This is a genomic window from Streptomyces sp. MB09-02B (assembly GCF_033794485.1).
Taxonomy (GTDB): domain Bacteria; phylum Actinomycetota; class Actinomycetes; order Streptomycetales; family Streptomycetaceae; genus Streptomyces.
Genome location: NZ_JARGEE010000013.1, coordinates 13,126 through 39,638, shown reverse-complemented (window position 1 = coordinate 39,638; position 26,513 = coordinate 13,126). Strand labels below are relative to the sequence as shown.

The 26,513-nt window shown below is 68.7% G+C and carries 26 protein-coding genes; 13 read left to right on the top strand and 13 right to left on the bottom strand.

Features of this window, described 5'->3' with window-relative positions; all coding sequences use genetic code 11:
- The first annotated feature begins 160 nt into the window (after positions 1-160).
- From P1P70_RS03970 to P1P70_RS45655, 8 genes are all read left to right on the top strand, one after another.
- Entirely contained in the window at positions 161-364 is a 204-nt protein-coding gene (locus P1P70_RS03970) for a hypothetical protein (protein WP_319234619.1), read from the top strand.
- A 408-nt stretch (positions 365-772) separates the two neighbouring features.
- Positions 773-1,615 carry a helix-turn-helix domain-containing protein gene (locus P1P70_RS03965; protein WP_319234617.1) on the top strand — a complete coding sequence of 281 codons (843 nt, stop codon included), beginning with the start codon at positions 773-775 and terminating at the stop codon, positions 1,613-1,615.
- A gap of 9 nt (positions 1,616-1,624) precedes the next feature.
- Complete coding sequence (locus P1P70_RS03960; protein WP_319234616.1) at positions 1,625-2,314, top strand: hypothetical protein; 690 nt, start codon at positions 1,625-1,627, stop codon at positions 2,312-2,314.
- Entirely contained in the window at positions 2,311-3,567 is a 1,257-nt protein-coding gene (locus tag P1P70_RS03955) for a hypothetical protein (RefSeq protein WP_319234614.1), read from the top strand. The genes P1P70_RS03960 and P1P70_RS03955 overlap by 4 nt, the downstream gene beginning before the upstream one ends.
- 48 nt (positions 3,568-3,615) lie before the next feature.
- Positions 3,616-4,062, top strand: a complete 447-nt coding sequence (locus P1P70_RS03950) for a hypothetical protein (protein WP_319234613.1) — start codon at positions 3,616-3,618, stop codon at positions 4,060-4,062.
- Between the two features lie 82 nt (positions 4,063-4,144).
- On the top strand, positions 4,145-4,750 hold the full coding sequence (locus tag P1P70_RS03945) for a MobC family plasmid mobilization relaxosome protein (RefSeq protein WP_413471416.1): 606 nt from the start codon (positions 4,145-4,147) through the stop codon (positions 4,748-4,750).
- Positions 4,747-6,468 carry a relaxase/mobilization nuclease domain-containing protein gene (locus P1P70_RS03940; protein ID WP_319234610.1) on the top strand — a complete coding sequence of 574 codons (1,722 nt, stop codon included), beginning with the start codon at positions 4,747-4,749 and terminating at the stop codon, positions 6,466-6,468. Before P1P70_RS03945 ends, P1P70_RS03940 begins: the two co-directional genes overlap by 4 nt.
- 67 nt (positions 6,469-6,535) lie before the next feature.
- Entirely contained in the window at positions 6,536-7,129 is a 594-nt protein-coding gene (locus P1P70_RS45655) for a ParB N-terminal domain-containing protein (RefSeq protein WP_413471415.1), read from the top strand.
- A gap of 336 nt (positions 7,130-7,465) precedes the next feature.
- Here P1P70_RS45655 and P1P70_RS03935 read toward each other — a convergent pair whose 3' ends face one another.
- Positions 7,466-8,689, bottom strand: coding sequence for a hypothetical protein (locus tag P1P70_RS03935; protein ID WP_319234609.1), 1,224 nt, complete (start codon positions 8,687-8,689; stop codon positions 7,466-7,468).
- Between the two features lie 34 nt (positions 8,690-8,723).
- Complete coding sequence (locus P1P70_RS03930) at positions 8,724-8,969, bottom strand: hypothetical protein (protein WP_319234608.1); 246 nt, start codon at positions 8,967-8,969, stop codon at positions 8,724-8,726.
- Positions 8,970-9,097: 128 nt separating this feature from the next.
- Here P1P70_RS03930 and P1P70_RS03925 point away from each other — a divergent pair, with 128 nt between their 5' ends.
- Positions 9,098-10,867, top strand: coding sequence for a hypothetical protein (locus P1P70_RS03925; protein ID WP_319234606.1), 1,770 nt, complete (start codon positions 9,098-9,100; stop codon positions 10,865-10,867).
- 98 nt (positions 10,868-10,965) lie between these two features.
- Here P1P70_RS03925 and fxlM read toward each other — a convergent pair whose 3' ends face one another.
- From fxlM to P1P70_RS03895, 6 genes are all read right to left on the bottom strand, one after another.
- Positions 10,966-12,189: a methyltransferase, FxLD system gene (gene fxlM / locus P1P70_RS03920; protein ID WP_319234605.1), complete on the bottom strand. Its 1,224-nt coding sequence runs from the start codon at positions 12,187-12,189 to the stop codon at positions 10,966-10,968.
- 87 nt (positions 12,190-12,276) lie between these two features.
- Complete coding sequence (locus P1P70_RS03915) at positions 12,277-13,455, bottom strand: lanthionine synthetase C family protein (RefSeq protein ID WP_319234603.1); 1,179 nt, start codon at positions 13,453-13,455, stop codon at positions 12,277-12,279.
- A complete protein-coding gene (locus P1P70_RS03910) occupies positions 13,455-16,505 on the bottom strand; it encodes a lantibiotic dehydratase (RefSeq protein WP_319234601.1) in 3,051 nt (1,016 codons plus the stop codon). The genes P1P70_RS03915 and P1P70_RS03910 overlap by 1 nt, the downstream gene beginning before the upstream one ends.
- Positions 16,506-16,591: 86 nt before the next feature.
- Positions 16,592-16,795, bottom strand: coding sequence for an FxLD family lanthipeptide (locus tag P1P70_RS03905; protein ID WP_319234599.1), 204 nt, complete (start codon positions 16,793-16,795; stop codon positions 16,592-16,594).
- A gap of 187 nt (positions 16,796-16,982) precedes the next feature.
- Positions 16,983-17,108 (bottom strand): hypothetical protein, encoded by a 126-nt coding sequence (locus tag P1P70_RS03900; protein WP_319234597.1) that lies wholly within the window; start codon positions 17,106-17,108, stop codon positions 16,983-16,985.
- 49 nt (positions 17,109-17,157) lie between these two features.
- On the bottom strand, positions 17,158-17,565 hold the full coding sequence (locus tag P1P70_RS03895) for a hypothetical protein (RefSeq protein WP_319234596.1): 408 nt from the start codon (positions 17,563-17,565) through the stop codon (positions 17,158-17,160).
- Positions 17,566-17,776: 211 nt separating this feature from the next.
- Between P1P70_RS03895 and P1P70_RS03890 the strand changes: the two genes are divergently transcribed.
- Positions 17,777-18,322, top strand: coding sequence for an ATP-binding protein (locus P1P70_RS03890; protein WP_319234594.1), 546 nt, complete (start codon positions 17,777-17,779; stop codon positions 18,320-18,322).
- On the opposite strand, the gene P1P70_RS03885 is transcribed toward P1P70_RS03890, so the two are convergent.
- Positions 18,218-18,922, bottom strand: a complete 705-nt coding sequence (locus P1P70_RS03885; protein ID WP_319234592.1) for a 2'-5' RNA ligase family protein — start codon at positions 18,920-18,922, stop codon at positions 18,218-18,220. The genes P1P70_RS03890 and P1P70_RS03885 overlap by 105 nt on opposite strands.
- Before the next feature lie 55 nt (positions 18,923-18,977).
- Complete coding sequence (locus tag P1P70_RS03880; protein WP_319234589.1) at positions 18,978-20,318, bottom strand: hypothetical protein; 1,341 nt, start codon at positions 20,316-20,318, stop codon at positions 18,978-18,980.
- 219 nt (positions 20,319-20,537) lie between these two features.
- Here P1P70_RS03880 and P1P70_RS03875 point away from each other — a divergent pair, with 219 nt between their 5' ends.
- From P1P70_RS03875 to P1P70_RS03865, 3 genes are read left to right on the top strand one after another with little or no spacing between them, the layout of a single operon-like run.
- The gene (locus tag P1P70_RS03875; protein WP_319234587.1) at positions 20,538-21,419 is read left to right on the top strand and encodes a helix-turn-helix transcriptional regulator; all 882 of its coding nucleotides are present in this window, start codon (positions 20,538-20,540) and stop codon (positions 21,417-21,419) included.
- Positions 21,416-21,652: a DUF397 domain-containing protein gene (locus P1P70_RS03870; protein WP_319234585.1), complete on the top strand. Its 237-nt coding sequence runs from the start codon at positions 21,416-21,418 to the stop codon at positions 21,650-21,652. Before P1P70_RS03875 ends, P1P70_RS03870 begins: the two co-directional genes overlap by 4 nt.
- Before the next feature lie 29 nt (positions 21,653-21,681).
- Positions 21,682-21,813, top strand: coding sequence for a hypothetical protein (locus P1P70_RS03865; RefSeq protein WP_413471414.1), 132 nt, complete (start codon positions 21,682-21,684; stop codon positions 21,811-21,813).
- Positions 21,814-22,091: 278 nt separating this feature from the next.
- Here the strand turns inward: P1P70_RS03865 and P1P70_RS03860 are convergent, their stop codons facing one another.
- The 3 genes from P1P70_RS03860 to P1P70_RS03850 all read right to left on the bottom strand — a co-directional run bounded on the left by P1P70_RS03860 (position 22,092) and on the right by P1P70_RS03850 (position 26,304).
- Positions 22,092-22,742, bottom strand: a complete 651-nt coding sequence (locus tag P1P70_RS03860) for a hypothetical protein (RefSeq protein WP_319234584.1) — start codon at positions 22,740-22,742, stop codon at positions 22,092-22,094.
- A gap of 137 nt (positions 22,743-22,879) precedes the next feature.
- Complete coding sequence (locus tag P1P70_RS03855) at positions 22,880-24,115, bottom strand: hypothetical protein (protein ID WP_319234582.1); 1,236 nt, start codon at positions 24,113-24,115, stop codon at positions 22,880-22,882.
- The gene (locus P1P70_RS03850) at positions 24,112-26,304 is read right to left on the bottom strand and encodes a sensor histidine kinase (protein ID WP_319234580.1); all 2,193 of its coding nucleotides are present in this window, start codon (positions 26,302-26,304) and stop codon (positions 24,112-24,114) included. The genes P1P70_RS03855 and P1P70_RS03850 overlap by 4 nt, the downstream gene beginning before the upstream one ends.
- Between the last annotated feature and the right edge of the window lie 209 nt (positions 26,305-26,513).

Genomic DNA, 26,513 nt, shown 5'->3' with positions numbered 1-26,513 from the left:
AATTCGCCCTGCCGACCGAGGCGATGAAGGGCGCAACATAGCCGACGATCGCCGGTTAGCCCAACCGGCGATTCTCCGGAGCATGGACCTCCCCAGCCAACCCGCCGGCCCTCACCACACACCGGCGGGTCGCCGACCGAACGCCGCCCTGAGGACGTCCATGCCCCAACGCCAGACCGAACCCGCCGTCATCCGGCCCGTCATCGCCCCCGAAGGAGCCCGCGCCGTCCGTCAGAAGGTGGACTCGGCGAGGGACGCCGCTCTCCAGCGCGTATGCGCGGGGTTCACGACGACGATCAGCCCACGGAGCGCCGCGCGGCTCGCGGACCTGCTCTCTACCTCGACCTACGTTCAGGCTGCCTGACTGGAGCCGGAGAGCGGTCCCGCCTCGTCGCGGGTCCTAGGACGGCCAGCAGTAGCTCGCAGGGCGGCCCTGCAGTCGCCATCAACCGGCATCAGCGCACCGGCTGGCAGCTTCGGATACGCCGCCAAGGACGCGTTCGCCGTGAGCTGTGTGGTTTCTCGGCCGAACGCTGGATCTTCGCGCGCGGGTGTGGCTGTCTTGGTGTTCCGCCTGGAGCGCTGGCCCGCAGAAACAGAGACCCCAGCGCGCCTGGGCCAAGGAGTCAACCGTGGCTGGGTCTCATCTGCCCGGCGCCCTCGCGGCCCCCACCGACACGTCGGCACCGGGGACCGTACCCCACCCCCACCTGTGCACCGCCCGAAGAGGGCCCGTCGCACCCGCCTGCCCTGATGAAGGAGCCGCCACCCGATGAGCTACGACGCCCGCGAATGGGTGTGGGACCACAGCAACAGCAAGGGCACCGCCCGCATGGTCCTCGCCCTGATCGCCGACCGGTGCCGCGATCGCCGCTGCATCGCGTACGCGTCCGTGCCCACCCTCATGAAGCGCTCGAACGCCTCCCGTACGGCCGTGCGCGACGCCCTCACGAAGCTGATCGCCAGCGGGGAGCTGACGCAGCTCGCGGGCCGTAAGGGGCCGCGCGGAGAGACGTACTACCACCTCCCGATCGCCGCTGCCTTCCTCGCCGACCAAGCAGACGAGGGGGACCGGAACTCGGCCCCGCCGGGGGCACGGATTCCGACCCTCGGAAGGCCGGAATCCGACCCTGCCGGCGTCTTTGAAGGGGAGCGGGTTAACGGCCCCGGGGACCGGATTCCGACCCCTGGGGGGACCGCATTCCAGCCCTCAGGGGGCACGGATTCCGACCCCCAGAACGGTAGTGAACCGAAGGTGAACGGTAAGAGCAGCAGCTCTGCCTCCCTCATCACCGCCGTCCAGTGGGAGATCGACGACGCCACCTGGGTCTGGCTGCGGCACGACGGGCACCTCGCCCGACTCGGCGAGCACGGTCTGCGGGCGGCCGACGAGAAGTGGCGCACCTACCGGGCGACGTGGGCGCCCCGCCCCGCCGCCGCGTGGGGCGCCGACTGGCGCACATGGATCGCCCGGGAACGCACTCCCATCCCGGAACGGCCGAACCTGCACGCCCTGCCCGGCGGTGCCGCCCCACTCGCAGGCGGCATGACCCGCGCCGAAGCACACACTGCCGCCCTCCTCGCCGCCCTCGACGAACCGACAGGAATGGAGTAACCCACTCCCTTGGAACGCCGCGAAGTCGCCGCCGTCCTCGCCTACATCGGCCGCCTGGACCCCCGCACGATCCGTACCGACCCAGGCGAGGCTCGCGACCAGCTCGCCCAGTGGCACGAACTGCTCCACGACGTCCCCTTCGCCACGGACTACGGCTGGGATGTCCGCGAGGCGATTCGGGCGCACGTCCTCGGCTCGCCCTACCCGATCCTGCCCGTGGACGTCGCCCGCGCGTGGCGCATGTACCGCCGCGACCGTCTCGACCGGCACACCGACCCCGCGCCGGCCGCCGACCCCGACGACCCGACCGCATGGCGGGCCGAACTGCTCGGCACCCGGCAGGCCGTGGCCACCGGAACGGCTGCGCCCTCGACGCACCGACAGCTCACCAACGGTGGCCCACACCCCGACGTGGAGGCCCGCGTGCGCGCCATCGGATCGTGCGTCCCACCGACAATCCGCGCCGCGCTCGCCCCCTACCGTCCGGCCCGTGCCGCACGCGAGGCCGCCGTCGCCGCAGGGCTCCCGGATGCCCTTGGCGTCCGGTGCCCCTGGTGCCATGCCCGCGAGGGCGAAACCTGCCGCAGTCGACGCGTGGGCCTTGACGGCCGTGCCCGAGGCAATGCGCCCCGCACCACGCCCCACCCGACGCGCCTCGACCTCGCCGCCGCCGAAATCACCCGACAGGGAGCTGCGTGACCTACCCCTTTGCACCCTCGTCCCTGCTCGCGATCGGCGCGCCGTTCCTCGTCGTCGCCTTGCTCGCTGGATGGCTGCTCCGCCGACGGGCCCAGAAGCCCGGTGTCGGGCAGCGACGTGGCACCGCCGCCATCCCGGTTGCCGCTGTCGCCGCGATCGGCTGCACCGCCTACAGCGCAGACACCAGCTGGCGCTTCGCCGCCGACTACCTCGACATGGGCAGCACCGTCGAGCGCGCCTTCATGTTCGCTACCGCTGAACTGGCCTTGTTCGCAATGGCCTTGATGGCGCGCCAGAACCTGAAGGGTCCCAGGCAGTCGCCGGGGCCGCCGGGCGTCCTGGTATGGGTGATCACCGGAGGCCAGATCATCCCCGCCTACGCCGAGTCCGGTCCCGTCGGCGGTACGGTCCGCGCCTTGATCGGCCCGGTCATGGCCGCAGTCCTCTGGCACTTGGCCATGGGAATCGAGCTACGCAACCACACCCCCGAGGCCGCCTCACGCAGCCTGCTCGCGATCCTCGGCCGGCAGGCACGCGAGCGGCTCCTGGCGCGCCTGAGCATCCACGACCAGGGCGCCGATGCCGCACGACTCATCCGCGAGCGTGCCCTGAGCCGGGCCGTCACGTTGATCCTCCGCATCGAAGCGATGCCCGAGACGAAGCGCAACAAGGGGCGTGGCCGGCGAGCGACTCGGCGCCTGCACGAAGCGCTGGAGAGGGCCGACGTCGACGGTGATCTCCGCCAGGACGAGCTGCTGCTGCGGAAGCTCGGGACCCGACAGCAGGCCACACGGTTGGCCTCGCTCCCGCTGCCCGAACGGTGGGAGACGCCCGGAGAGCGAGTCAGCCAGCCCCGCACTGCCGCGGGGAAGCGGGCAAGGCCCGAGCACCCGGAGGCCGTACCGAATCCGGGCGACGAAGGCGTACACCGGTCGGACCGCCCGGAATCCATCGTCCGCCCTCAATCCCCTACTGATGCGGGCGCGAAGGTGGGTACGGGCAGAGACGCGGGTGCCGAGCCCGGCGAGGCGCCGGAGCCGAAACGCCCGGGTCGCAAGCCCGACCTGCCGCGGGATGCCCTCATCGCGTACGCGGAGCGCATCTACCGCGAGACGGGTCGCCTCTCACGTGACTCCCTCAAGGCAGCCGTCCGTGCCGACGGCCACCAGGTCGGCACCGACCTTGCCCAGAGCATCGTCAACGCGGTCAAGGCCGAGCACCAGGACTCCGCCCGTACCGGCCACCCCCACTGAACTCTCCCCCGCACCTCTAACCACACATCGCTGAAAGGCCCTTCCGCCATGCCCCGCTCGACCACGCCCGCCTGGGACTGCCACAACTGGTCCTGCCCCATCTGCACCGCACCTGGGCGCGACGAGATGACCCTGCTGCGCTGCGCCATCCTCACTCTGCTGGAACACGGACGATGGATGGCCCAGGACGAGATCTCCCTTCCCGACATCCTCTCTGCCGGCGGCCACTACCTGAGCCGACTCAGGATCGGCCCCGTGGGCCAGATCGATGACGACACCCCGGTGCCCGCCATCGAGCAGTGGGCTTGGCTCGAGGCCGAGCTGCGCATGGTTGTCGCCCGCGCCACCGGACTGGATGCCGTCAGCACCCTCGACCCGCGCATCGACGGCGTCCTGGCCTCCGCAGCTCGCCTCCCGGAGCGGCGCCTGGTGGATCTGCTCGACCTCGCGGCCGAGCAGTTCGCCGAGCTCAACACGCAACCGCGCGCCGCCTGAACCCACCACCCCAGCAACCCCGACACAAGGACATCGCGTCGTGCGCGACCACTACCCCGAACTCCCCATTTCCCAAGAGCAGATGGTCACCACTCCCGTCACACGCGCAGCAAGCAATGGCGATGGACCGTCCATAGGCCGGTCCATCGCAAACTCCTCCGCCCCGGGGGTGGCGGAGGAGCAGCTCCGGCACGAGGGCGTGCCGGAGCAGGAGGGAGTGGGCGCCGGCAATCAGCCGACCGCTCTCGTCACGGAGGCCAAGCAGCGCACGCCGCACCGCCGCGCGAACCTCGACGCGCAGCGCTCCGAGCACGTCACCGCCCGCTTTGCGCCGCATGAGAAGCACGACATCCAGTCGGCGGCGAGAGCCGAGCACGTGACCATGGCGCGATACATCGCCGACGCCACCATGGCCCGCGTCCGCGGTGAGATCACCGTCGCCGCCCCTCGCACTGTCTACGACGATGCGGTTGACGAACTCGCCACCCAGCGGACGCAGATCGCCCGGATCGGCAACAACGTCAACCAGATCGCCCGCCGCCTCAACTCGGGCGGCGATCCACACCCTGTGGACGCCGCGATCCTTCAGCGGGCCGAGCGCCTGCTCGCGACCGCCCACGACACGGTCCGGGCGATCGACGACGCGGCCTTCCGGGCAGCCGGGCAGAAGGCGGGCGGCCTGAGTTGATCGCGAACATCGTCAAGCCGGGCAACAACACCTACGGCGTCCTGGCGTACCTCTTCGACAAGGGCCGCGCGAACGAACACACCGACCAGCACATCGTCGCGTCCTGGGATGACTTCGTTCCTGACCCCGGCCCGTATGACAGCCCCGGGCACATGCAGCGGCTCGGCCAGCTCACCAAGGCCCTGGATCTGCGGGTCGAGCAGGCCGGCGACAAGGCACCCGAGGGGCACGTGTGGCACTGCTCGGTGCGCGCCGCGCCCGAGGACCGCATCCTGACCGATGGCGAGTGGGCGGCGATCGCCAGACGCATGGTCCATGCGACCGGCATCGCACCGGAGGACGATCCGGACGCCTGCCGGTGGGTTGCCGTGCGCCACGCGGACGACCACATCCACATCGTCGCCACCAAAGTCCGCGGCGATCTGCGCCCGCCGCGGAACTGGAACGACTACCACCGCGCCATGGCCGAACTCGGCAGGATCGAAAAGGACTTCGGCCTCACCCAGGTTCCGCGCGGCCCCCAAGCCGCCAGCGGCACTCCGGCGGCGAAGCGCCCCACCCGCGCCGAGCAGGAGAAGGCCAAACGGCTGGGCCACCACAAGACGGCTCGCGAGCAGCTGCGGCACACCGTGCGCACCGCGCTCTCCCACGCGAAGGACCTGGACGAGTTCTTCAACCTGCTCGCCGACGCCGGCCTTCAGGTCGAAACGCGCACTCTGCCCTCCGGCGACCTCGGCGGCTACAAGGTCGCCCTGCCTGACGACGGCACACCCATCTGGTACTCCGGCTCCAGCCTCGCCACCGACCTGTCCCTCCCGCAGATCCAGCAGCGTCTTGCCGCCACCGAAGCGCACACCACCACTGCAACCTCACCAGCCGGCCACTACCGCCGCAGCCCTTGGCACCAGGCCACCGCCGCCGCCGAACGCATCCCCCACCACCTTGATCACGCCGACGACAGCGCCTCCCAAGCCCACGTGACCGCCTTCAGCGAAGTCCTCTACGCCTTGCCCGCCCACGCCCCTGTCCATCTCAAGGCCGAACTCCACCGCGCCGCCGTCGCCTTCGAGCACGCCGCCCACACCCGTGCCCACGCCGACCACCAGCACGCCCGCGCACTGCGCGGCGCTCTGAAAGCCATGCGCTACCAGCCCGCGGACCACACCGGCCTGGCCATGCTCCTGGACGTCGCCATTCTCGTCGTCCTCGCAGCCCAGCGCCGCAGCGCGCTGCACCACCACGACCGGCAGGTGGCCGCCGCCCGCCAAACGCTCATCCATCTCCAGGCCGCCTACGACCAGCTCGCCCCCACCAGCCTCGCCGTACTCGCCGGGCGCCGCCCCTCCGACGGCACCGTCCACCGGTATGCCCGCACCCTGCACGAGGTTCTGCCCTCCCACTCCGGACAGATCCTCACCGAGGCTGCCTGGCCCGCACTCACCGCTGCCCTCGCCACCGCCGAAGCCGCAGGCCACAACCCCGCAGCCATCCTCCGACAGGCAGCCCAGCAACGCTCCTTGAGCGACGCCAAATCGGCATGCGAAGTTCTCGTCTGGCGCATCCAGCGCCTCGGCGACCGTCACGCCCCGGGCCTAGGTGCACGAGCCGCCCAAGCCCGGAGCCCCCGATTCCCCCACGTCCTGTCCACAGCGCGGGCCACCGCCGCGACACCTCCCACATCCGCGCCACCGCCATCCCACACTCACCGGCCGCGGTGAGCACCAGCCCCCTCACGCAGCGGCCGCGCACGCCTCGCACCCGCTACCGAGAACCACCGAAGTCACGATGACAACCGATCAACGACAACAGCCCTGTCCCCGGCCTTATGACGCCGCAGGACATCTCCGGCACGCCACCGACACCCCACCCGACAAGGAGCGCATCATCCAGACCCACCCGACCGCCGACATGTTCCCGATGCTCAGCGCGGACGAGCTGAACGACCTGGCCGAGTCCATCAAGACCGAGGGCCAGCACGAGGCCATCGTCCTGAGCGCCAACGGCGTCCTCCTCGACGGACGTAACCGTCTGGCCGCCTGCGAGATCGCCGGCGTCGAGCCGCGCTTCACCACCTACACCGGCAGCGACGCCCTTCGGCTCCGTCTCTGCCTGGCCGCATCGAAGAAGCGCTTGAGACGGACGACGAGGTGGTCGCCGAGGAGTCGGACCCTCGGATCGCTCTCATCACGGGTCACACGGCGCTCCCCGGTGCCCGCATGGAAGAAGTGCCACCAGGGTTGGCCGACCTGCGGAAGCGGTTCGACCTGCGGGCACTGGAGCGGCAGGGGTGGCGGGAAACGACGTGACAGCGCCCCGGGCAGAGTGCGAGTCAGATCCCGGGGCGCTTTTCCACATTGGAAAGAGGCGGAGAGCCTATGACCCGCGCTCAACTTGAGCAAGCACGAGGCATGTCCCACCTGGTATGCGTTCCGTGTTGCCATAGGCCCGTATTGCGTAGCAGCACTGTCACCACCGTTCGGGTCGCCGTGTCGATGACGCAGGCGCAATCTCGACGCTGGTGGACGCGCCGGGCACCTGGGTATTTCGGGTCGCCTCCGTAGGTTTGCTCGGGAGATATGACGCACCGCAGCACTTCACTCTCATCGAAACCGAGCTCCTTCGCCCGGGACAGGGCGTGCCGGCTCAGCGTGACGCCTGCATGCGTGCGAAGTCGGGTCAGCGCGCGCTCTCGACGAGCATCACGTCGGGCGATGCTCATGAGGCGACATCACCGGACACTAGATCCATGACAGCGCTTCTGCCCCAGTCGCCGCTGCGCTTCCGCGTGGGAATCGCTTCCAGCCTGAGGTGACGAGCGATCTCCTCATACGAGTACCCCGCCTGGCTCCGCAGGCGCTTCGCGACGGCCCTCGCGTGATCGATGGACCGGGTGGTCTCGATCACGGTGTGGCTGTCGTGCATCCGAAGGGCAGCGAACGTCTTGACCACCTCCCGCAGAACTTGCTCTTGTCCGGAACCTTCAACGGTCGACTTCACCGACTTGCCCGCCTCCAGAACCTGGACGCCGAAGTGCTCGACCCACCTGTACGCGACCAGCCGGTCCAATTCGCTGGGAAAGAGGGAAGAGTCGGCTACGTAGAGGGTGCGGACAGGCACGGGTGTGGTCACGAGGTGGAGAAGGTCTGTGAGCCCGAAGTCCGGAGTGCTCGGGGTGAAGGAGAAGGCGAAGAGGTGGTCGTGCGCCGTCGCGATGTTCTGGACGTCTCTCGATCGCGTGAGGTGATCTCGTTCGTCGTCTGGTCCGTAGACGGCCATCACCTCGAACTCCCGGAGAACTTGATGTGACCTCCCACTGGTACGGATCCGCTCGCCATCGACCGTCCGGGGGGCATCGTCGTCCCAGCACGCGTCTTGGAGGAGCCGGTGAACGACCTGCTTGTTGAAGTCCCGCTCACCCTGCACGCCATCCCACATGTAGCCCGCTTGGTTGAGGAGGTCCGCAGTCTGCGCCAGCGTCAGTTGAAACCCGACGTGCAACTTGTGTGCGAGCCGCACCACTTCGTTCTTGCTCAGGCCGCGGCCGATGTCCAACTGGCCCTGCTTGCCTCGTTGGCGAGGAAGAAGAGCCCGAAGTGCAGCGCATGTAGCCTGAACCTGGTTGCGAACACCTCGCTCGGTGTTCCGCAGAGGGTGATCGGGTTCGATGACATCACCGGCCACGGTCAGTGTCGCTCGGTGATCCCGGATCTCGTCGCGGACCATCTCCCGGGTGATCGGATCGCCCAGGTCATCCCACCTGGACACGCGGATGCTATCCACGAGATCGGCACGCAGGCAGAACAGAACCTCCTGGAGCGCTGGACGATCGCCCGCCGCTACCCTGCTGCGTGACTCCGCTTCGGTACGCCATAGCGTCCCGTCCTTCGGCGCCTTGTCTCCATGACGCACCACGCGATACCCGATTTCGGACGTCGACATGCTTCCCTCCAAGGCTCTGGCCAGCAACGGAGCGTCACTCTGTCAGCTCCCTGGGTCCCTGCAAGCGAGCAATTAGTCCGGCGATTTCGACGATGCGGACGTTCAGAACGTCGAGGTCCCGGTCGCTGATCTGGGAGCGCAGCATTCGCGCGGACTCCGTGGCCCACTCCAGATACGTCCACAGCCCCTGGAAGGCGGTGAGATACGGCCGCTGGTAGCCCTGCTTGGGGCGACCGACAAGCGCCGCCGGGAGTGGACTTGCGCCAGCGGGTTCACCCATGCCCGGCACTATCCAGTCCGGGATCAGTCCGTCGGATTCGGGCTGAATCGTAGGGCGTTGAGCCGTAGACTTCGGCAGCCAACGCCGACGAGGTCCGGCCGTTGCGCGCCTGCGGGGGAGGAGAACGCATGCAGGACCCTTCGGACTCGATGGAGATCGCCGAGCCTGAGGAGAACGGCCGGGGCGATACCGCCGATTCACCTGTTGTGGACGATCCGACGTCTGACTCAGACATCGATTCGACGACGGTGTCGACGGTCCTGGTGGAGGTGCTCCCAGGGGTGGCTGTCGTCGCCGGTGAGGTCCCACCGGAGCTGAAGCCCGATCTGATCGACTTCGGGATCGTGCCGGCTGCCGACCGCAAGCGGATCTCAGCGATCCTCGCCTCGATCGGGAACGCGGCGACCGTGGTCGGCAATCTCGGAAACGCGTTCGCCAGTGTTCAGGGGCTCTACAGGATCGACGCCACGACACAGGCCCTGCTGAACAGCGGCGCGACGCTCGCCGTCAAGGACGGGGGGAACCTCGGAGCGGTGATGGTTCCTGGCCGCTTCCTGCGTCAGGCCCGCTTCTTCTCCGTGAATGGGATGAGCAAGGCGCAGACCGCGGCCTCGGTCGGGCCTGCGCTGGCCATGGTCGGCCTTCAGATGATGTTGAGTGAGGTCTCGGGCCTCGTCAGGACCAACCTCGCGGTGACCAGTCAGGTCCTTACCGCCATCCGCAAGGATCAGTGGGCTGAACTGACGGGGCTCGTCGCCGCCATTGATCGCGCGGTCGACCAGGCGCGAGAGATCGAATCGGTCCCGACGTCCTTGTGGGAGGACGTCGCGGGTAGTGGAGCGCTGCTGCAGAAGCAACTTGAGCTCTACCAGGAGAACGTCCGCGACCACGTCAGGCAGATCGGTCGGGCCGACGCACGCAGCCACCGTGAATATCTGCAGACGAACGCCGAGGCGATCGCCTTCGATGCCTACGCCCTCTTGTCCTCCCTCAAGGCATGGACCGGGTATCACGCGCTCCGCGCCGCAAGGGCGAGAGCCGCTGGACGTGAAGACGCCGCCGAGGCGCAGTACGCCGAGGTCATCGCGCGCGACACCCGCGCGGAGTTCGACTCCGCTCTCGCCTCGTCGACGAGCCTTGTCGACGCGCTGACGCGGGAGCTGCGGATCACCGCCGAACTCCCCGGACCCGACACATGGCCGCTACCGGGGAAGCGGAAGGACGTGAAGGCAGCTCGCGAAGCCTCCGCACGTCTTCTGGAGGCGATCGAGCCTCTTGCCGACGCTCTCCATCCGCCGGCCCCTCCGCTTGAGGCTCCGGGCGTCGTCTGCGCACCTGAATCGCTGGATGGCGAGCCGTACCTTCGCATCCTGCGATGGCTCCTCGAGGACGGTGAGAACCTACGTGTCCTCGGCTTCCCCGACCAGCTCGATGCCCTCGGCCCCGTTTCGGCGATCGTCGGCGGAGCGAAGGAGAGGTTGGCGGCAGCAAGGGATAAGGCTGCGGCAAAGACACTGGTCGCTGTCACGGATCGCCGCATCATCACGGCCAAGACGAACGCATTCCTTGAGCAAGCCGAGATCCGGCAAGACATCCCTACTGACCAAGTGCGATACGTCCGAACAACGACCACACAGGACAAAAGCGCGCGCTTGGCGATCGACCTCATCACGCGCGACGAGAACATCCGGTGGCTCTTCCACGCTGACATGGACAACACTCAAGTAGGCGCGCTCGCCGCCGTGCTTGCCGAGTCGATGACGATCCCGGACGTTGAACGCGACGAGCTGCAACGGCGACGCTACGCCCCCATCGAGGCGGGCAAGAAGAGCGAGAGCGCTGGTACGAGGTCCACCGAACCGACTGGACCCGAGGCCGCGACCCGCGATGCCGAGTAGGCCCCGAGCCGATTGACCAGTGCGTGGCTGGGGCCGATAGGGGAGCGGCCACCGCGCCTTGCGGAAGCTGGTGCCCGCCGTGGCCGCGCCCGCTGACGTCAGTAGGTGATGACGAGCCGTACGGAAGGCCGGTCGATCACGGCTCCGTCGGCGAGGTCGTTGTCCGGTGTGTCCGCTGGGTAGGCGGTGACCGCGGGTTCGACGGTCCTGGCCGGGCTCCAGGCGCGGATCTGTGCGCAGATCCGCTCGGCGAGATCAGCGCCGGACGAGCCATAACCGACGGCTCCGAGTCGGAACCGCGGTTCGGCACCCGGGTCTTCGGCGGTGCGCTCCACGGTGAGGTACGCGATCGAGTGGCCCTCGACAAGGGCGGGGCTCAGGGCGGGCGAGGCAGGGCGGTGAAGGCCGGCCTCCATCGCTGCGGGATTCGCGGTGATACGGCAGGTCGCTCGCTCGGTGGCACTCAGGCGCAGCCAGACGCCGTCGAAGGACTCGACGGGGCCGACCGTCGCGTCGGTCCAGACGACCGTCTTCGGTCGGGTGAGGGCGTCACGCAGGAGTTCCGGGACGATGGGCTGGTCCTCGTCCCAGTAGAGCCTGACGAGCCGGTCGTCGTCGGTGTAGTCGTTCCGCTCTCCGTCCTGGCCGATCACCGGGAGGAAGCCGCACATCTTCACGGAGTCGGACGTCATCCGGTCCTTCTCGCGTCGGAACGCCACGGACCGCGACAGCCCGCGCCATCGCAGCGGGACCACGAGGCGTCCGCCGACGGCGAGCTGGTCCCACCAAGTTCCGGGGAGGTCCCACATGCCGACGGCGGCGATCACGCGGTCGTAGGGGCCGAACTCCTCGGCACCGAGGGCGCCGTCCCTGGTGACCACGCGGACGTCGTCGCATCCGTTCGTGTCCAGCATGCGGCGGGTGTAGGCCGTCACGTCGGGGTCGATGTCGCACGTGGTGACGTGTCCCGAAGGTCCGGTGAGGTGTTTGAGCAGGGCGGCGTTGTAGCCGGTGCCGGCGCCGATCTCGAAGACGTTGTCGCCTTCACGGACTGCGAGTTGGACCAGCATGAAGTGCACGACGTCGGGCTGGGAGGCGCAGCTCAGCGGGAGTGCGTCCTCGTCGGGGTTCTCTTTGATCGTGACGCTCTTGTTGGCGTACGCCTCCTGGAGGGGCGCGTCGGGGAGGAAGGCGTGGCGGGGTACGGTCCGCATGGCGGTTTCGACGTGTGCGTCGCGGAGGCCGGAGGGGTCCTGTTTCAAGATGGCGTCGACCAGGCGGTTGCGCAGGTTCTCGGGAGAGGCGCCGGTGTCCGTGTTCATCGCGTCCTTTCGGAAGGTGCCCGGCCGTGCGTACGGCGAGGGCAGATCGTACTCATGTGCTCTGGTGGGCGGGTGCGGTTCGCGACGTCATCCCGTAAGGAGCATGCAGCGGTCCCAGGGAACGGTGAGCGCCGTGTCGACGGGGGCGGTGAGACGGACCAGGTGGATGCCTGCCGTGCCGTCCATGAGACCGGCTCCGTGCGGTAGTCCGCTCTGGTCCAGGTGCTCGTCAAGCCGGGCGTGCAGGTGGGGCAGGCGCGCCGCGAGTTCGTCGTCGATGGCGTCGGGGGCAGCACGGGAGACGGTCTGCACGAGCCCCGCCCAGCCGTGGCAGAGGGATGCGTCGGTGAGCTGGGCGAGCTGCCGGTCGTCGGCCAGGCATCCGGCGAGGGCCTGTTCGGCCTGGTGTTGCCGGTCCCAGTCGCCGAGGGCGATGCCGGCGAGTTGTTGGGCGCGGGCGATACCGGGGGCGCCGTAGCACCAGGACGGGCGTGTCGGTCCTGCTGGGCTCTGGAGCTTGCCGCGTCGGTGTTCGTCTCGGGTGATCAGGCCCGGCCACCAGGTGTGAGAGCCGGTGCCAGCGCGCCAGCGGTCGAGCCAGTCGCAGATCCGGGTGATGGCTTGCGTCTGTCCTGGCACCGTGTGGCCGTGGCGCAGGGCCGTGGCCAGCAGCGCGAGCGGCCCGGCGATGCCGTGGGCGAGGCCGAGGTTGCCGTGTCCGCCGGGCCAGCGTGGCGATGGGCGCAGATCGGGGCTGTCGCTGGTCCACCAGCCGGGCAGGGGGTGCGCGTCGATGGTGATCGGTTCGGTGAGTCGCACCAGGTAGGCGAGGGTGTCTCGCAGTTCCGTCTGGTGGCCGCGGTGCAGGTGGTACGCGCCCAGCCCGGTCAGTCCGCTGATGAGGTCGTACTCGCCCAGGGTGGGCAGCGCGCAGCGGTCGATGCGGGCGTGTGCCTGCCCGAGGCGGTGGCGCGTGACGTCTGAGACGTGTCTGTCCAGGGTCGCCAGGGCGCGTGCGGCGGTGTTCGTGTGCGAGAAGCTGAGGACGTAGGCGACGGCTGCGGCGCCCTCGTACAGTCCGCATGCTTCGGGGGCGGCCTGGATGGGGCCCCTGACCATGGCAGCGGCCCACGGCCGGAGCGCGTCCGGGTCTTCTTCGCCGGCGCGGGCCCTGACGGCATGCAGCAGGGCGACTCCCGCCGCGCCGGAGTACAGCGACTGTCCCCAGCCGGGCCTGGTGGGAGTCGGCGGTGCGTCATTGTTCATCAGCGGCTCTCCCCCGGCCAGGCGGCCCAGGCGACGGCGGACTGACGCGCCAGGTGTCGGCAGATCCTCTCGTCCTCCCGGTCCAGGCCACGCAGGCGGTTGTGGTGCAAGTGCAGGAGAGACTCCAGAACGGAGTCGAGGTTCATGTTCTCGGCGATGCACTCGCGATACAGCGCCAGAGCCACGGCGCGGCGGTGCCACGCCTGGGCGAGCGCGTCGCCCCAGCCGCGGGCACGGGGCGTCGCGCGGCGAACGAGGCCGATGGCCTGGTCACTGACGCCTCGCTCGACATGGGCGGGAGGCGCGGGGCGGTTCGTCAGCCATCGCATGCCCTCGTCAGGGCCGAGCAGGGCGCTGACGATGTCCACCATGCCGACCGCGGCCAGCGCGCGTCCGTCGACGGGGTCGGCTCTCAGGCCCTGCAGGGTGGCGAGGGCGTAGGCCGAGTCGGCCGTGAACACCGCCTCGGCAGTGTGCAGAGCCGCGCCTGGGCCGTAGCGGCCGATCTCCGGGGTGTACGTATCGAACACCAGCCTGCTGCTGAGCCCCTCGTGGCGTAGTCCGGTGGCCCATCGGGCGACCAGCTCGGTGCAGGCGGCGTACTGCCCCGGGCTGCGGGTGCGGATGCGCAGGCGCAGGTGGTCGAGGTCGTGCGGGGTGCGGTAGCGGACGAACCACCATTCGGGTGCGTCCGAGAGCTGGGCCACGAGCCTTGCGAGGTGGGTGCCGATCAGCTCCTCGAACTGGTCGGGGTGGGTGTAGATCTTGGCATTCAGCCAGGGTGCCTGCGCCGCCCCCGGTACGGGTCCGAGGGTGCTGTTGGTGAGCACGGGGAGGAAGCCGGAGAGCGGGTCTGGGGCCGGCGGGCGGGTGCTGGTCATGGGCAGGGCGATCTCGTGGACGTGGCCGCCGATCCACCCGTAGCTCTCCTCGGGCGGCGCCTCGGTGAGCACGGCCTGGCGTTCCCGGTCCAGGTGGGCGCGCAGGACGGCAACGTGGGCCGGCACATCGAGCTGCAGCCGCCGTGTCCGGTCGTCCTCCCGCAGCTCGACGGCGCCGTGGCAGTGCCACCGCTTCCGCCACCGGCCGAGGGCGTCCGTCCACTCCCGCATGTCCGCGCCACGGTCTGGAAGGGCTTCGGCGGTCAGGTGCCAGCGGCTGGGAGAGAGGATCGCCCGCCCGTAGCGCACGCGCGGCAGGAACGGCAGCCGTGCGCCCTGGGGCCCCCAGTCGAAGCCGGTCCAGGCGGGGCCGAAGGCGCGGGTCAGGTGGGCGAGGAACCGGGCCAGGGGCGGGGGTTGCTTGTCCAGGGCCATGGCGTGGAAGACCTGCGGGTCCACCACACGGCGGCGGGCAATGCTGGCCAGGTAGAGGCGGGTGTGTGTGGCAGTGACCGCGAGGTCGTCGACGTCGATGAGCGTCGGCGCGGTGTCGTCAGGGCCGCGGTGCTCGCCCAACGGGATCACGTGCGGGAGATACGCGGGGACGCGGGCGACGTTCTCTGTGTGCGGGTACAGCGGCGGGAAGGACAGCTGCGCGGTCAGCGCGTTCTCGACGCCCGCGGGGACTTGGCGGTAGATCTCGTCCAGTCCCGTGCCGGTGGCGACCGGAGTGAACCGGGAGGTGAGCGTTCCCGCGGAGCGTGCCGGTGTCACCGTGAGCGTGAAGTTCCCGCGTTCCAGGGCGGACAGGCTGTCGGCGTGCAGGCGCGCGCACATCTCCACGTGGGGCGGTGCGCCCTGCCCGGTCGGCTCCTCGTCGGCCAGGTGGTCGATCAGGTCGTCGGTGAGGACGATCTCTCTGCTGCCGTCGGCCAGTGCCTGCCAGGCCAGTGCCAGCAGTCGCTCGTCACGCTCGGAGAGCGCCGGAGGCGGCGCGGTCATGCGGCTGCCGGGGTACTCGGCTGGGTAGCCGAGCCCGGCCGCCGGGTCGACGACCTCCTTCACCGGCACCAGCGTGCCGGTCCCGTACCGCTCCCAGAACGCGACCTGGTACTCCTTCCACACACCGTGGCCTGTCGGCCGACGCGTCAACCGCAGCAGCACATCGGCCGCGCTCTCCATTTCCCGCGCGACGCTTTCGGGGATCCGCGCCTCCGCGTCCAGCAGCAGGTCGACAGCCAGGGGACTGCGGCCCGCGTCGGAGAGCCGACGCAACCGCGCTGCCAGCGCCTGCCGTTGCGGCTCCTGGCGGTTCGCCGGAAGTCGGTTGTGCTCGTGTACGGCGCGTTGCACCGCTTCGAGCTCGTGCAGAACCTGTGAGACTTCGGGGACCGTGCCCGCGTCAGCGCCGTGCAGCCGCTCGATCAGGTGGGAGAGCGGATCGGTGTCGGTCATCGGCGCGCGCAGGCTGGTGATCAGGAACTTCTCGCGTACCAACGCGCCGAGCAGTGCGCTGATGGCCTTCGGCTCGGTTCGGGGGAAGGAGGCGGCCAACTGCTCGGCGAGGGCAGCGAAGCGGACCGGCCCGCGCGCGAGGTCCTCGATCACATGTACCGCGCTGGTGCGTCGGACGGTGGCCCCCATCGGTCCGCCGTGCGGGACGTGCAGGCGTCCACCGCGGCGCACCGCCAGGTCGTTCAGGACCACGTCCACGCGCTCCAGCAGATCGGGGCATGTTTCCAGACGGACGATGACGTCGTCCAGCCATTCGGTGTCCACCCGCGCCACGGCCCGGTGTGCGTCTCCCCATCTCGCGTACGGCGTGGGGCCCACGCTGACAGGTGCGACGCCCGCGAAGAGGCCGAACGGGGTAGGTCGCCCAGTGGCGCGCAGCACGTAGCGGACGGTGGCCATGGCGGCGCGCCGGACCTGCTTGGGTCGTGCCGACTGTCCGGCGCAGATCGCGTCGACGCGCGTGGCGAGATCACCACTCGCCTGCCGGACCGCGTCGGCGAACCGCGGGTCGGCCCACACCTGCTTCAGCCACCTGCTGCACGCCTCCGTCTCGGACGGATCGGGCCACCATCCCGGGAGATCCGTCAACGGCATCGCGGCGGCCCGGAGCAGGGCCACGCCCGTGTGCTGGTAGAGCTTTCCGTCGCTTCCCATTTGCAGTGCCTCCGCCATCAGTCATCAGTGCTGTGAACGGGCGGGGTCGGGAGCGGCAGCGCTCCCGACCCCGTGCACGAGTGCCGTCAGACGGCACTCGTGCAGGACGAGGCGCAGGACGGATTGCACCCGTCACCGGTGCCGCACGCCTTGGGAAGCAGGTCGGCGTCGACCTCCGTGACGATGGTCAGGTCGATATCGAACGGGTCGGCGGGAACCTTGGGGACGGCCGTCGCGGCGGACACTTCGGTGGTGGTCGTCGTGATCGGACTGAGCGTGGTTACGGTCATGGCACTTCCTCTTCTGTCGGAAGGATCCGAACGGTTCGTCGTGCTGCCCGGCCGGCGCGTGGCATCGCGGCGCGGCTAGGTCCTGCGTTCGCACCCTGCGGTGCGACCCCTCTCCGGACTGACCGGATTCCGTGGGGGAAATGGATTCGGAGCATCCGGAGAGGGGAGCCGAGGACACGGGCCGGAGCTACAGGAGCTGGCCCGTGTAGAGCATGGTCAAAGTGGTGCCGGTCGCCAGGACGGGCAGGAACAGCACCTGAAAGGAGCCGAGCCGAACCGGCCGACGTACGTCGCCGGATGCCGCAGCACCCATCCGACCTGGCCCAGCAACTGCCGGAGAAACCCCTGCCGCATGGTGGTCATCACGCAGCCGACCGCCGTAAGGCCGTGGAGCCGGCGGCGTCGACGACCGCCCACGGCGTCGTGATCAGCGCCCCGGTCCGGACCTGCCAGGCAGCGAGGTTCGCCCTGTCCTCCTCCAGATGGCCCAGCATCACGAGCAGGGGGGTGGCGATCCCGGCCGCCCTCCCCTGCTCGACCGCGGCCAAAGCGTTGTGCCAGCCCTCACACAGGGCGCGGCTCTCGAACGGTGCCGCCCGGTCGACGTACGTCTCGACCGCCTCCCAGCCGGCATCGGCCACGTACCGCCGTGTGCTGGCCACGCTGTGGTCGGCGGCCTCACCGAGCGACGCGGGCAGGCAGGCGTACAGCACCAGGCGCGTGCCCTGGGGCACCTCGTGGGGTGCGGTTTGCCTCGCACTGCCGCTCATTCCGCGTTACCTCCAGCCAGGTGAGCCGAGACGCCAAGTACCGGCGCCTCGACGAAGAGCCTCGCCGGGGGCGGTCGGCGGCGGTACGCCGTCAGCACGCCGTTCGTCCGCCGTCCGGCGGCGCGCGAAGAGGCGGAGGTACGGCGTACCGCCGCGGCTCAGGTGTGGCGAGGCTGATCGGTCCAGTGCCAAGCGGAAACGAGAAGCGGCGATGGACGCGGTGGACGAAGAACGCCTCTGCAGGCGGACGCCAGTACGGCGTCATTGGGTGAAGCTGGCCGATTGCACCGAGCCTTCGGGCCTCGCGCGCAGACACGTACGAAAATTCCTCAAGGGGCGTGCCGCGCCAGAGCGGGTCGACGACGCCGTTCTGATCGCCTCGGAGCTCGTGGGCAACGCGCTCAGGCACACAGCCAGCGGGCCGGACTGCATGTGCGTGGAGGTCTACCGAGACGTGGCGGTACTACGAGTCCATGACGCGGGACGGGACGTCTCCAGGGTCCGGGCACGCTCCGCGGAGGAGTCGGTGAATGAGCTGAAGGGCAGTGGTCTCGGACTGCTGCTCGTCGGGGAGTTGGCCTCCGCATGGTCCGTCCGGCCGACCGCGACCGGCAAGGAAGTGGTCGTGGTTCTCGCCCTGGACGCCAGCGGGCTACCCGAGCGCGACGTTCCTCCGCACATCCCAGCGGTACGTCCGCCCCTCACGGCGGAGCTCCACCAACTGGACGGCGGACACAAAGAGTTCGACAGCCGGTAGAGCGCGAAGCCCTGAGACCGTCTCCACAACGGGCGCGGCGGGGCGCCGGCGGTTGTTGTACGCGAGGCTCAGGTGCGGCCGGAATGCGGACGTCGGCTTCTTCGGGGCCAGACCGACGCTGCTCCCTGCCTTGGCCAGCGCGTGGTGCAGCCGGAGCAGGGGTTCCCAGGGGCCGAGGGACAGCCGGACGGCGCCGCGGGAGCCGGCCAGCGGCATGGCGCGTACGGAGAACGCGGAGGGCAGCAACGCCTCGGCGTCCCGCGCCAGGCTGTCCAGCTGGCCCGGGGTGACGAGGCCCGGCGTTCCGACTCGGGCGAGGGTGATGTGCAATCCGTCCGTCGGCACCGGGTCAAGACCGAGGGCGGCCAGCTCCTCCTGGCAGTGCCCAGCGAGAGCAGCGAGCCGCTGATCATCCGGGAAGGTCAGCATCCAGTAGTACGCGCGGCTGCCGTCTGACCAGCCGGGACGTGCCCAGTGGTCGGTCATCTCGTCGAGTGCGCTGAACGCCGCCCAGTCGTGGGCCGCGGTGACCGCCGGATCGTGCGTGTCGGCGGGAGGCTCGGTGGGGAACGCGGCGGGATCGGCGCTGAGCAGGGGCACCCGACGTACTCCTTCGGCTTCACACTGCCCCGGAGCATGGCGTCACCCACGGCGCCTACGACGCGGGTGACGCCATAGCCAGGGCGGCTGGCTGCGAGCTCCAGGTCCGGAACTCGTCGCCATAATCGCGTACCGCCGGGTGTTCACGCCACGGCCCGGCCTGCTCGTTCAGGTCGCGGGAGCGTTGGTAGACGGAGCTGATCGGTGTGTCTCTGCACAGTCGCAGGGCCTCACGGCCCAGCGCCATCGCGTGGTCGATGTCGGGCGTGCGCTGCTGCAGCAGCGCGGTGGCGACGTCGAGGCGTACGAGCGAACGGCTCCAGGAGGAGGCCGAGTGCTCCACCAGATCGTCGATGTGCTCGGCGTCGCGCAGTACCTGCGCCGTGTTGCGCAGCGCAACGTGTGACGTGACGGCGTTGGCCAGCGTTCGGGCCCGTCCGTACGGCTCGAAGGAGATGCATGAGGTCAGCCCGACGGGTACCTCGTAGAGGTCGGAGAGGCGGAGTGCCTGTCCGATGGTCTGCTCGACGGCACGCCGGTCGCCGGTCTTGCCGAGGGCCCGGGCCCGGCCGTTGGCGAGTAGGCGAATGGACTGGGCGTGGCGCGGGGCTCGCTCGACGGCTGCGGCGGCGCAGGCGTCCGCATCGTCGTACCGGCCGGCGTAGTAGAGGCTGAAGGAGAGGGTGCCGCACGCCCAGAGGTCGGTGTCCAGGTCGCCGATCGCACGGCTGAGATCCCGGGCTTCGGTGCAGTACGCCTCCGAGAGAGCGAAGTCGCCCGTGTTCACCGCCATGTAGCCGAGCAGGCCGGAGGCGCGGGCGGCGAGGCGGAAGAGCTCCCGGCGCGTGCGTGGGGGCTGGCGGCCGTCGAGGAGGGTGTGGGCGAGCTGCCGCACCTGGCGGGCCTGGGGGCGGAGGACGTACGGCCCGTCCTGTTCGTACTGGCTGGCGATGCTCTCCAGGGAAAAGTCGAGGAAGGCGAGCGTCGCGTCGTCGGCGTTGCTGGCCGTGAGCTGCCGGGTCCGGGTGACGATGTCCAGCGGGTTCTCGTCGTCCTCGCGTGGCGGAGCAGGACTCGTCACCTGCTGGCGCGTGCGCGGTTCCTCGACGCTGTCGTGCGCGGAGTCGCCGTTGTACGCCGTGGAGAACAGCTCGGACACGGGTCTGCCCAGCATGTGCTCCAGAACTCGGCAGGCGTCAGGACGGGGCAGAGTCAGCAACTCCCCGCCGTACCAGCGGTCGAACTGACGTGGAGAGACCTGGAGGGACGCCAGGCGGGGGTCTCGGTCGAGCTCTGCCAGCCGGGCGGCGGCCCGCTCGTACTGGGCGGCGAAAGCCTCGTGCGTCGTCAGGTGCCGTTGCTGGAGCAGCTGCCGAAGCAGCGTTGTCCGTGGCATGGCCCACCCTCCTGGTACGGCGTGCAGGATCGACGCAGGCGCGTGCCGGTAGCGAGGTCGTGGCCTACTCGCCCATCGGTCGGCTGCGGCGCACGCCCGTACCAGCGCGCGCCGCGACTCCTGACAGCATGCCGACGTAACCATCAACTAGGCAATATGTCTGGTGAAGTTGACCCGTATGGGTTGTAGAGGTGTCGCCGGTACGGAGAGACTTCCGGCATGGCCTTGAAGAGAAGCCTGGTCCCGCAGTCGGTGTACCGGCGACAGCTCGCGGCACGGCTGAAGGAACTGCGTGATGCGACCGGACTCACCCTCACCGAGGTCGCCGACCAACTGGAGGTCAACCAGGGGTCGCTGAGCCGGATCGAGAACGGCGAACGCGGTACGACGCCGGTCCTCGTCCGGGCACTGCTGGACTTGTACGGCGTGAAGGATGAGGACCGGCGCGCCGACGTGCTCGACCTCGTGCGAGCGGACAAGGAGCAGCAGAAGCCCTGGTGGCGGAAGTACTCCACAGTGCTCACCCCGACCCGTTACGACGGGTACCTAGCGCTGGAGGCCGGCGCGACGCACCTCGCCAGCTACCAGCCGATGCTCGTGCCGGGGCTGCTCCAGACCGAGGACTACGCCCGTGCCGTGATCTCCCAGATGAGGAAGGACCTGTCCCCGCCGCAGGTCGAGTCTCTGGTCAGGGTCCGCATGGAGCGGCAGAACAGCCGCTTGGGTGGCCAGGCCCCCACCAGACTCTTGGCGATCCTCGACGAAGCCGTGCTGCGCAGGACGGTCGGCTCCGATGCGGTGATGCGCGACCAGATGCGGAAGTTGGCGGAGGCGAGCGAGCGGCCAAACGTCACCGTGCAGCTGTTGCCGTTCTCCCTCGGCGCGCATCCCGGGCTGTACGGCCCGTTCGTCATCCTGACCTTCCCGCCCCCCACGCCGGACCTGGTGTGGCTGGAGAATCCCAAGAACTCCGTGTATTTCGAGTCCCCGGATGACGTGGACAACTACTCAGAGATCTTCGACCAGTTGCGGGACACCGCCCTCGACCCGTCGGAGACCCGCACCCGCATCGCACGCATCAGCAAGGAGCTCGAAGAGTGAGCACGCCCAGCACGGCCGCACCGCACGATGTCGACCTCGCACGCGCGCGCTGGTGGAAGAGCTCGTACAGCGGGGGCGCGAACGACTGCTTGGAAGTTGCCGAATTGGGCGAGCGTGCCGCAGTGCGCGACTCCAAGGACATCAGCCGTGGGCCGTTGTTCTTCCCGAAGACGGCGATGCGCGCGCTGGTTGGCGGAATCGCCAGCGGGGCAATCGGTGAGCGTCGGGGCTGAGCGGAGAACTGTGGCGTGAGGAGGGAGTCGTGACGGTCGTCGTGGGCGCAGGCGTCTCGGGTCTCGCGACCGGCGTGGCGCTGTTAGAAGCCGGGTTCTCCGCGTGGCTGGTGGCCGAGGAGATTCCCGGGCACACGTCGCTCGCGGCTGGCGCGATGTGAGGGCCGTATCTTGCCGAGCCCTGGGCGAAGGTCCGGGAGTGGAGCCTTGCGTCGCTTCGCGTCCTCAGCCGATGACACCTACGGCCTCCCCCCTCCGGACCGGGCCACCGCGAACGCTACGCACCAGGTCAGAACGCCCCGGCATCCGCTGGACACCCAGACGATCATTTGGAAAGCGTGTTGGGCGTCTCATCTTGTTTCTTGACCTCCGCGTGCCGAACGCGGCTCGTGCGCGGAGATCAAAACAACAAGCTCAGGTTCGGCACAACAACAACTACTCACCCGCGAGGTGACTGTCGCTCCACCTGACTGACTATCCGGTCGGCCAAGTCCATGAAGTTCGCGATCGACGGCGCTTCCACGAACAACAACCGTCCGTGGCCGCTGCCATCCCCGAATCCGCACCCGGTGTCGCGAACCAACGGTGTCAGCCAGTGGACGGTCGGGCGCTCCGCTGCGAAGTAGACGATGGGACGTTCAGACCATGAGTGATGGGACAGGTGACTCCGGCAGCTTGCTGCAGTGAAGCAGCCAACGGATGTGAGGGCGTACGAGAGACCCGCGACGCCAAGCTCCAAGGAGCCGAGGAGCGGTTCGGCGTCATAGCCTCCCCCGACAAGTTCGGCTATCTCGCTCTGGGGATGCTCGGCGGCAAAGCCTGCTGGCAGGCAGTCCGGGTCGTTTGCCTCCAAGGCGCTGGCGATTGCCTCGAAGTCAGTGTGAGCTGACGCGGCGAGGTCGACCAGGCTGGCAAGGAGCCGTTCCTCTTTGACCATGGTGACGGCTTCCTCGTGGCTCACGGCGCCGATGTCCCAGACGCCCCGAAAGAAGCCGTACCCCTCTTCATCGATCTCATCCTCGGGGGGCAGACCGAGTGCCACGCCGGCTGGAAACGTGGGGTCAACCTCTATGTCCACAACTGGGATCACGGACAACTCCTAATCGACGAAGGAACCATGCCTCCAATCATGTCTCACAGCGCTGACAGCGGACGGGGAACCGGCGCCCTGTCCATGACGGTCGGAACGGGGCACTCGGTCTAGCGCAACTCCCTACGGTACGGAACTCAGGGGTTGAGCACCGCGCCGTTCGGCGGACTGGAGGACGGTTGAATGGGAACAGGCTCGGATTTCGGCTTCGCGAGCCCAAGCCGCACCTGTACGTCGTCGAAACTGAGGTCCGGCGTCCCGATGCGACCGACGGATCGGCTGTACGCAATCAGCATTGATTCAGAAAAGGGGCTGTCCAGCGTCGCGACCCTCTTCCAACCCCGTGCCTCATCAAGCGATACCGATCTGACGTTCTCGAAGTCGATCACCAGGTCCGGGACGTCGAGATAGCGAGGGAGTGCACGGTAGCGGTTGTCATCGACCCTGAAGGCACGCTGAGCGGGGCCCTTATCCTTGTTGCTCTTGGCGCTCGACAGCCAAGCGGTGATGGGCGGGGACTCAGAGCCGTCCCCGTCGTCGGTGAACACGCGGTCCGCCTTGGCCAGGTGTACGTACTGGACCTTCGCCTTGCGAGGCTTCTCAACCTTCGCGTCCGGATGGTCCTCGTAGAGGTCACACGCTGGGGTGATGACCAGCCACCAACCGCCTTGGGGATCGACGAGGAGGTCGGTCGCCGTGAGGTGGTGGGTCACAGGAGGCATCAGATAGACACGTGCTGCCGCGGACCGCCCTGTTATTGCGACGAGGTCGCCGTCCACGACGCGATCCAGCTCGCGGAGGCCGTTCTCCCTGAGCCAGGCCGCGAGGCGATTGACGATGACGGGAGCGATCTCGTTCGGGTCGGCGGCCGCCATCTCGGTCCAATGCGGTGCAACGACGTCGCGCATGAAATCGCGGACCTGGCGCTCGACCAGACCGGAGATGCGACGCGTCAACGCCGGCACGCCTGAAAGCAGCCCTTCTCGGACCGCAGGGGCGATGTCGTCCAAAGCGTTCTTCGTCACCACACGGATGAGAGGAGGCTTCTCCAAGGCACGCACCTGCTGAGGGACGCCGGTGAAGAAGACCACTGGTACCCACCTGACGCTGGCGATCTTCTTGTAGAGCTCACGTCCGCGTCCTTCTATGTCCGCGGACGGGCTGCCGTCAGCGGCATCCCGGACATCGAGGATGACCAAGTCGAAGTCCTCGTGGTTCAGTCGCTCCTCCGCGCTGGCGAAGTCCTGCTCGACCTCGAACTCGATACCCCCCAGGTCCGTGAGCTCGTCGGTGAGGAGTTCCTGGAGGTCCTCGGTCATCTTGGCGTCGTCATCGACGATGAGTACGCGGTACGCAACGTCCGGCGTCGTCACCCAACTCTCCTTCGCAGTCGTGCCCGAAAACTCGCGCCGGAGAGGGCGCCGGGACTTACCAGCCACAGGTCACCGTCGTAGAAGTCCTTCACGACGCTGCCTGCGATGCTGAGGCCGAGACCGATACCGTCCGGCTTGTCACTGAAGTAGGTGTCGAAGATCAGGTCCTTGATCTCCTCGCGCACCCCGGGCCCGCTGTCGCTGACCGTGATGTCCACCACGTCGGCTTCGCCCTCCTGGGCGCGCTCGGTCTCGATAAGGATCTCGCGTTCCGTCCCGCTGGGCGTCGTTGACAGCCAGTACACCGCGTTGTTCACGAGATTGAGCACGAGCGTCCTGATGTCACCCGGCTCGGCCGTCACCGTCACGTCCTCCCCGCCGATGGTCACGATCACACCGTGCTTGGCGATCTCGGATTCCAGCACGGCGACAGCTTCGGAGATGCTCTGGTGAAGCGAGAGTTCGCGGGGACGCCCACGCTGCCGACCGCTGAGGGGCTCGATGCGGGTGAACAGCCGGTCGAGAGCCCTCTCCTGCGCGGTGAAATCCGTGTGCAGCTCTCCGAGCGCGCCGGATAGGTCCGTGTCGTGGGCCTCGACCTTCCCCGTGATCTTCCTGAGTCGACGAAGGTCGAATGCGATGCGGGCCAGTGCGGTCCGGCCGTCGTGGAGCACGACGTCGACGAGCGTGCCCAGCGTCGCGAGCCGGGAGAACTGGGAGATGATCTCCTGGACCTTGCGCACACCTTCGTTGATCGTCGCCGTGGCTTCCTCGATGGCGCGTCCCAGGACGACATCGTCCGGATACCGTTCGGTGGCGACCTGCCGTAGCGGATCCAAGTTGAAGCTCTGGAAGACTCCGTGGCCTCCCGCTTGGGGCGGGCTGACCAGGAGTTGGCTCCTCGTCTTCACCGCGGATTCCGGGCGGCGCAACTTGTAGCGCTGGATCTCGAGTTTCGAGATCGCCTGCAGTATGACCGTCTTCAGTTCCTCGTACTCCGGACTGTCGATCAGCCCTTCCCGGTGCGACCGGTCCTGGAGGCCCGGGTTCTCGTCCGCCGAGAGGTAGACGAATCCGGCGACCTGATTGTTGGACAGTCGCATCGTCGGGTTGTTGACACGTCGCTGGTCGAACCCGAGCCAGTCGTAGCCCGGTTCGCCGAATGGCTGAACACGGAACCCGTCCCGGTACAGGGCCACGCCACTGTTGTCCCGGATGAGCTTTCGCACCTCGGTGAGGTTCTTCGACCCGGTGTCGATGTGGAAGAGGGGCTCCAGCGCCGACTTCTCCAGGTCCCATACACGGAAGTCCAGCTTCAGTGGTCCGCAGGACGGCCTGTCCGAGTCCTTCCGGAGGTTCTCCTCGACGACCTCCACGGGCTCGTCCCCGCTGGCGTAGATGGCCAGGTGTGCGTTCCCTACGGCGTCCACAGTGCCAACGAGCCGGTAGAGCGGGTGGGCCAATGTCTCGCTGGCAGCCACGAAGCCGGCGTGGTGGCGGAGCGGACCGTCAGGGGTGTCTACGTAGATGGCGAACTCCGGCTGGTCCGGCACCGACAACTCAGCGGGAGGCGGCGGGGGCAGGAGCCGTGACAGGGAGCGCTTGAGGGCCTCGACGGCGTCGGGCCCCCAGGGCATCCGTAGCTTCTCGAGTCGGGCTACGGTTCCGTGACCAACCGACGCGCCGGCCGAAGCTGTCTGGAACCCCCTGACGACCTCGGCGAAGTTCCGCTCCGCCTCGCCGCCCACGGCGAAGACGGACGGCGAGGCTGTGGACCAGGTGACCGGAACCTCGTCCAGGTAGGCGTCACCCTGCGTGAAGTTGCCCCAGTTGATCCGGAGGGTGACCTCTGGCTCGTTGACACGTCGCGTCGTGATGGTGGTGACATGGGCCAAGCGGGCGGCTGCGAACCGACCGATGCCCTTGGCTCCGAGCACACGCCGCCCGCCCGACTCGCTGCGGTGGTTCCGGTGCCTGTGCGGAGTGGCGATCTCCATCCAGGTACCGCGCACCGTGTCCGGGGACATACCGTGCCCGTCGTCCCATACTTCGATCGAGCCTTGGCCCTCCTCGAGCGGTGGGTTGAAGCGGATCAGTACGAGGCTGGCATCAGCGTCGTAGGAGTTCTTCACCAGTTCGGTGAGCGCCACACGCTCGTTGCTGATCAGTTCCTCGCCCAAGGTGCTCATCAACCGCGCGCGCGGCCGGAGATACGCTTCCGTGCCCTCCGAATCCAACTGGGCCCCACTTTCGGTCCGTTCCGGTCCAGCCCTCAGCGCGGCGGGAGGAGGCAGATCCTATCGACGTTGCGGATCACGGCCCGTGCGTAGCCGTGCGGCTGAGGACATCCTTGCTCAGGATTGGCTGAAAACCGCTCCAGAGCGGCGCCAACCAGGGA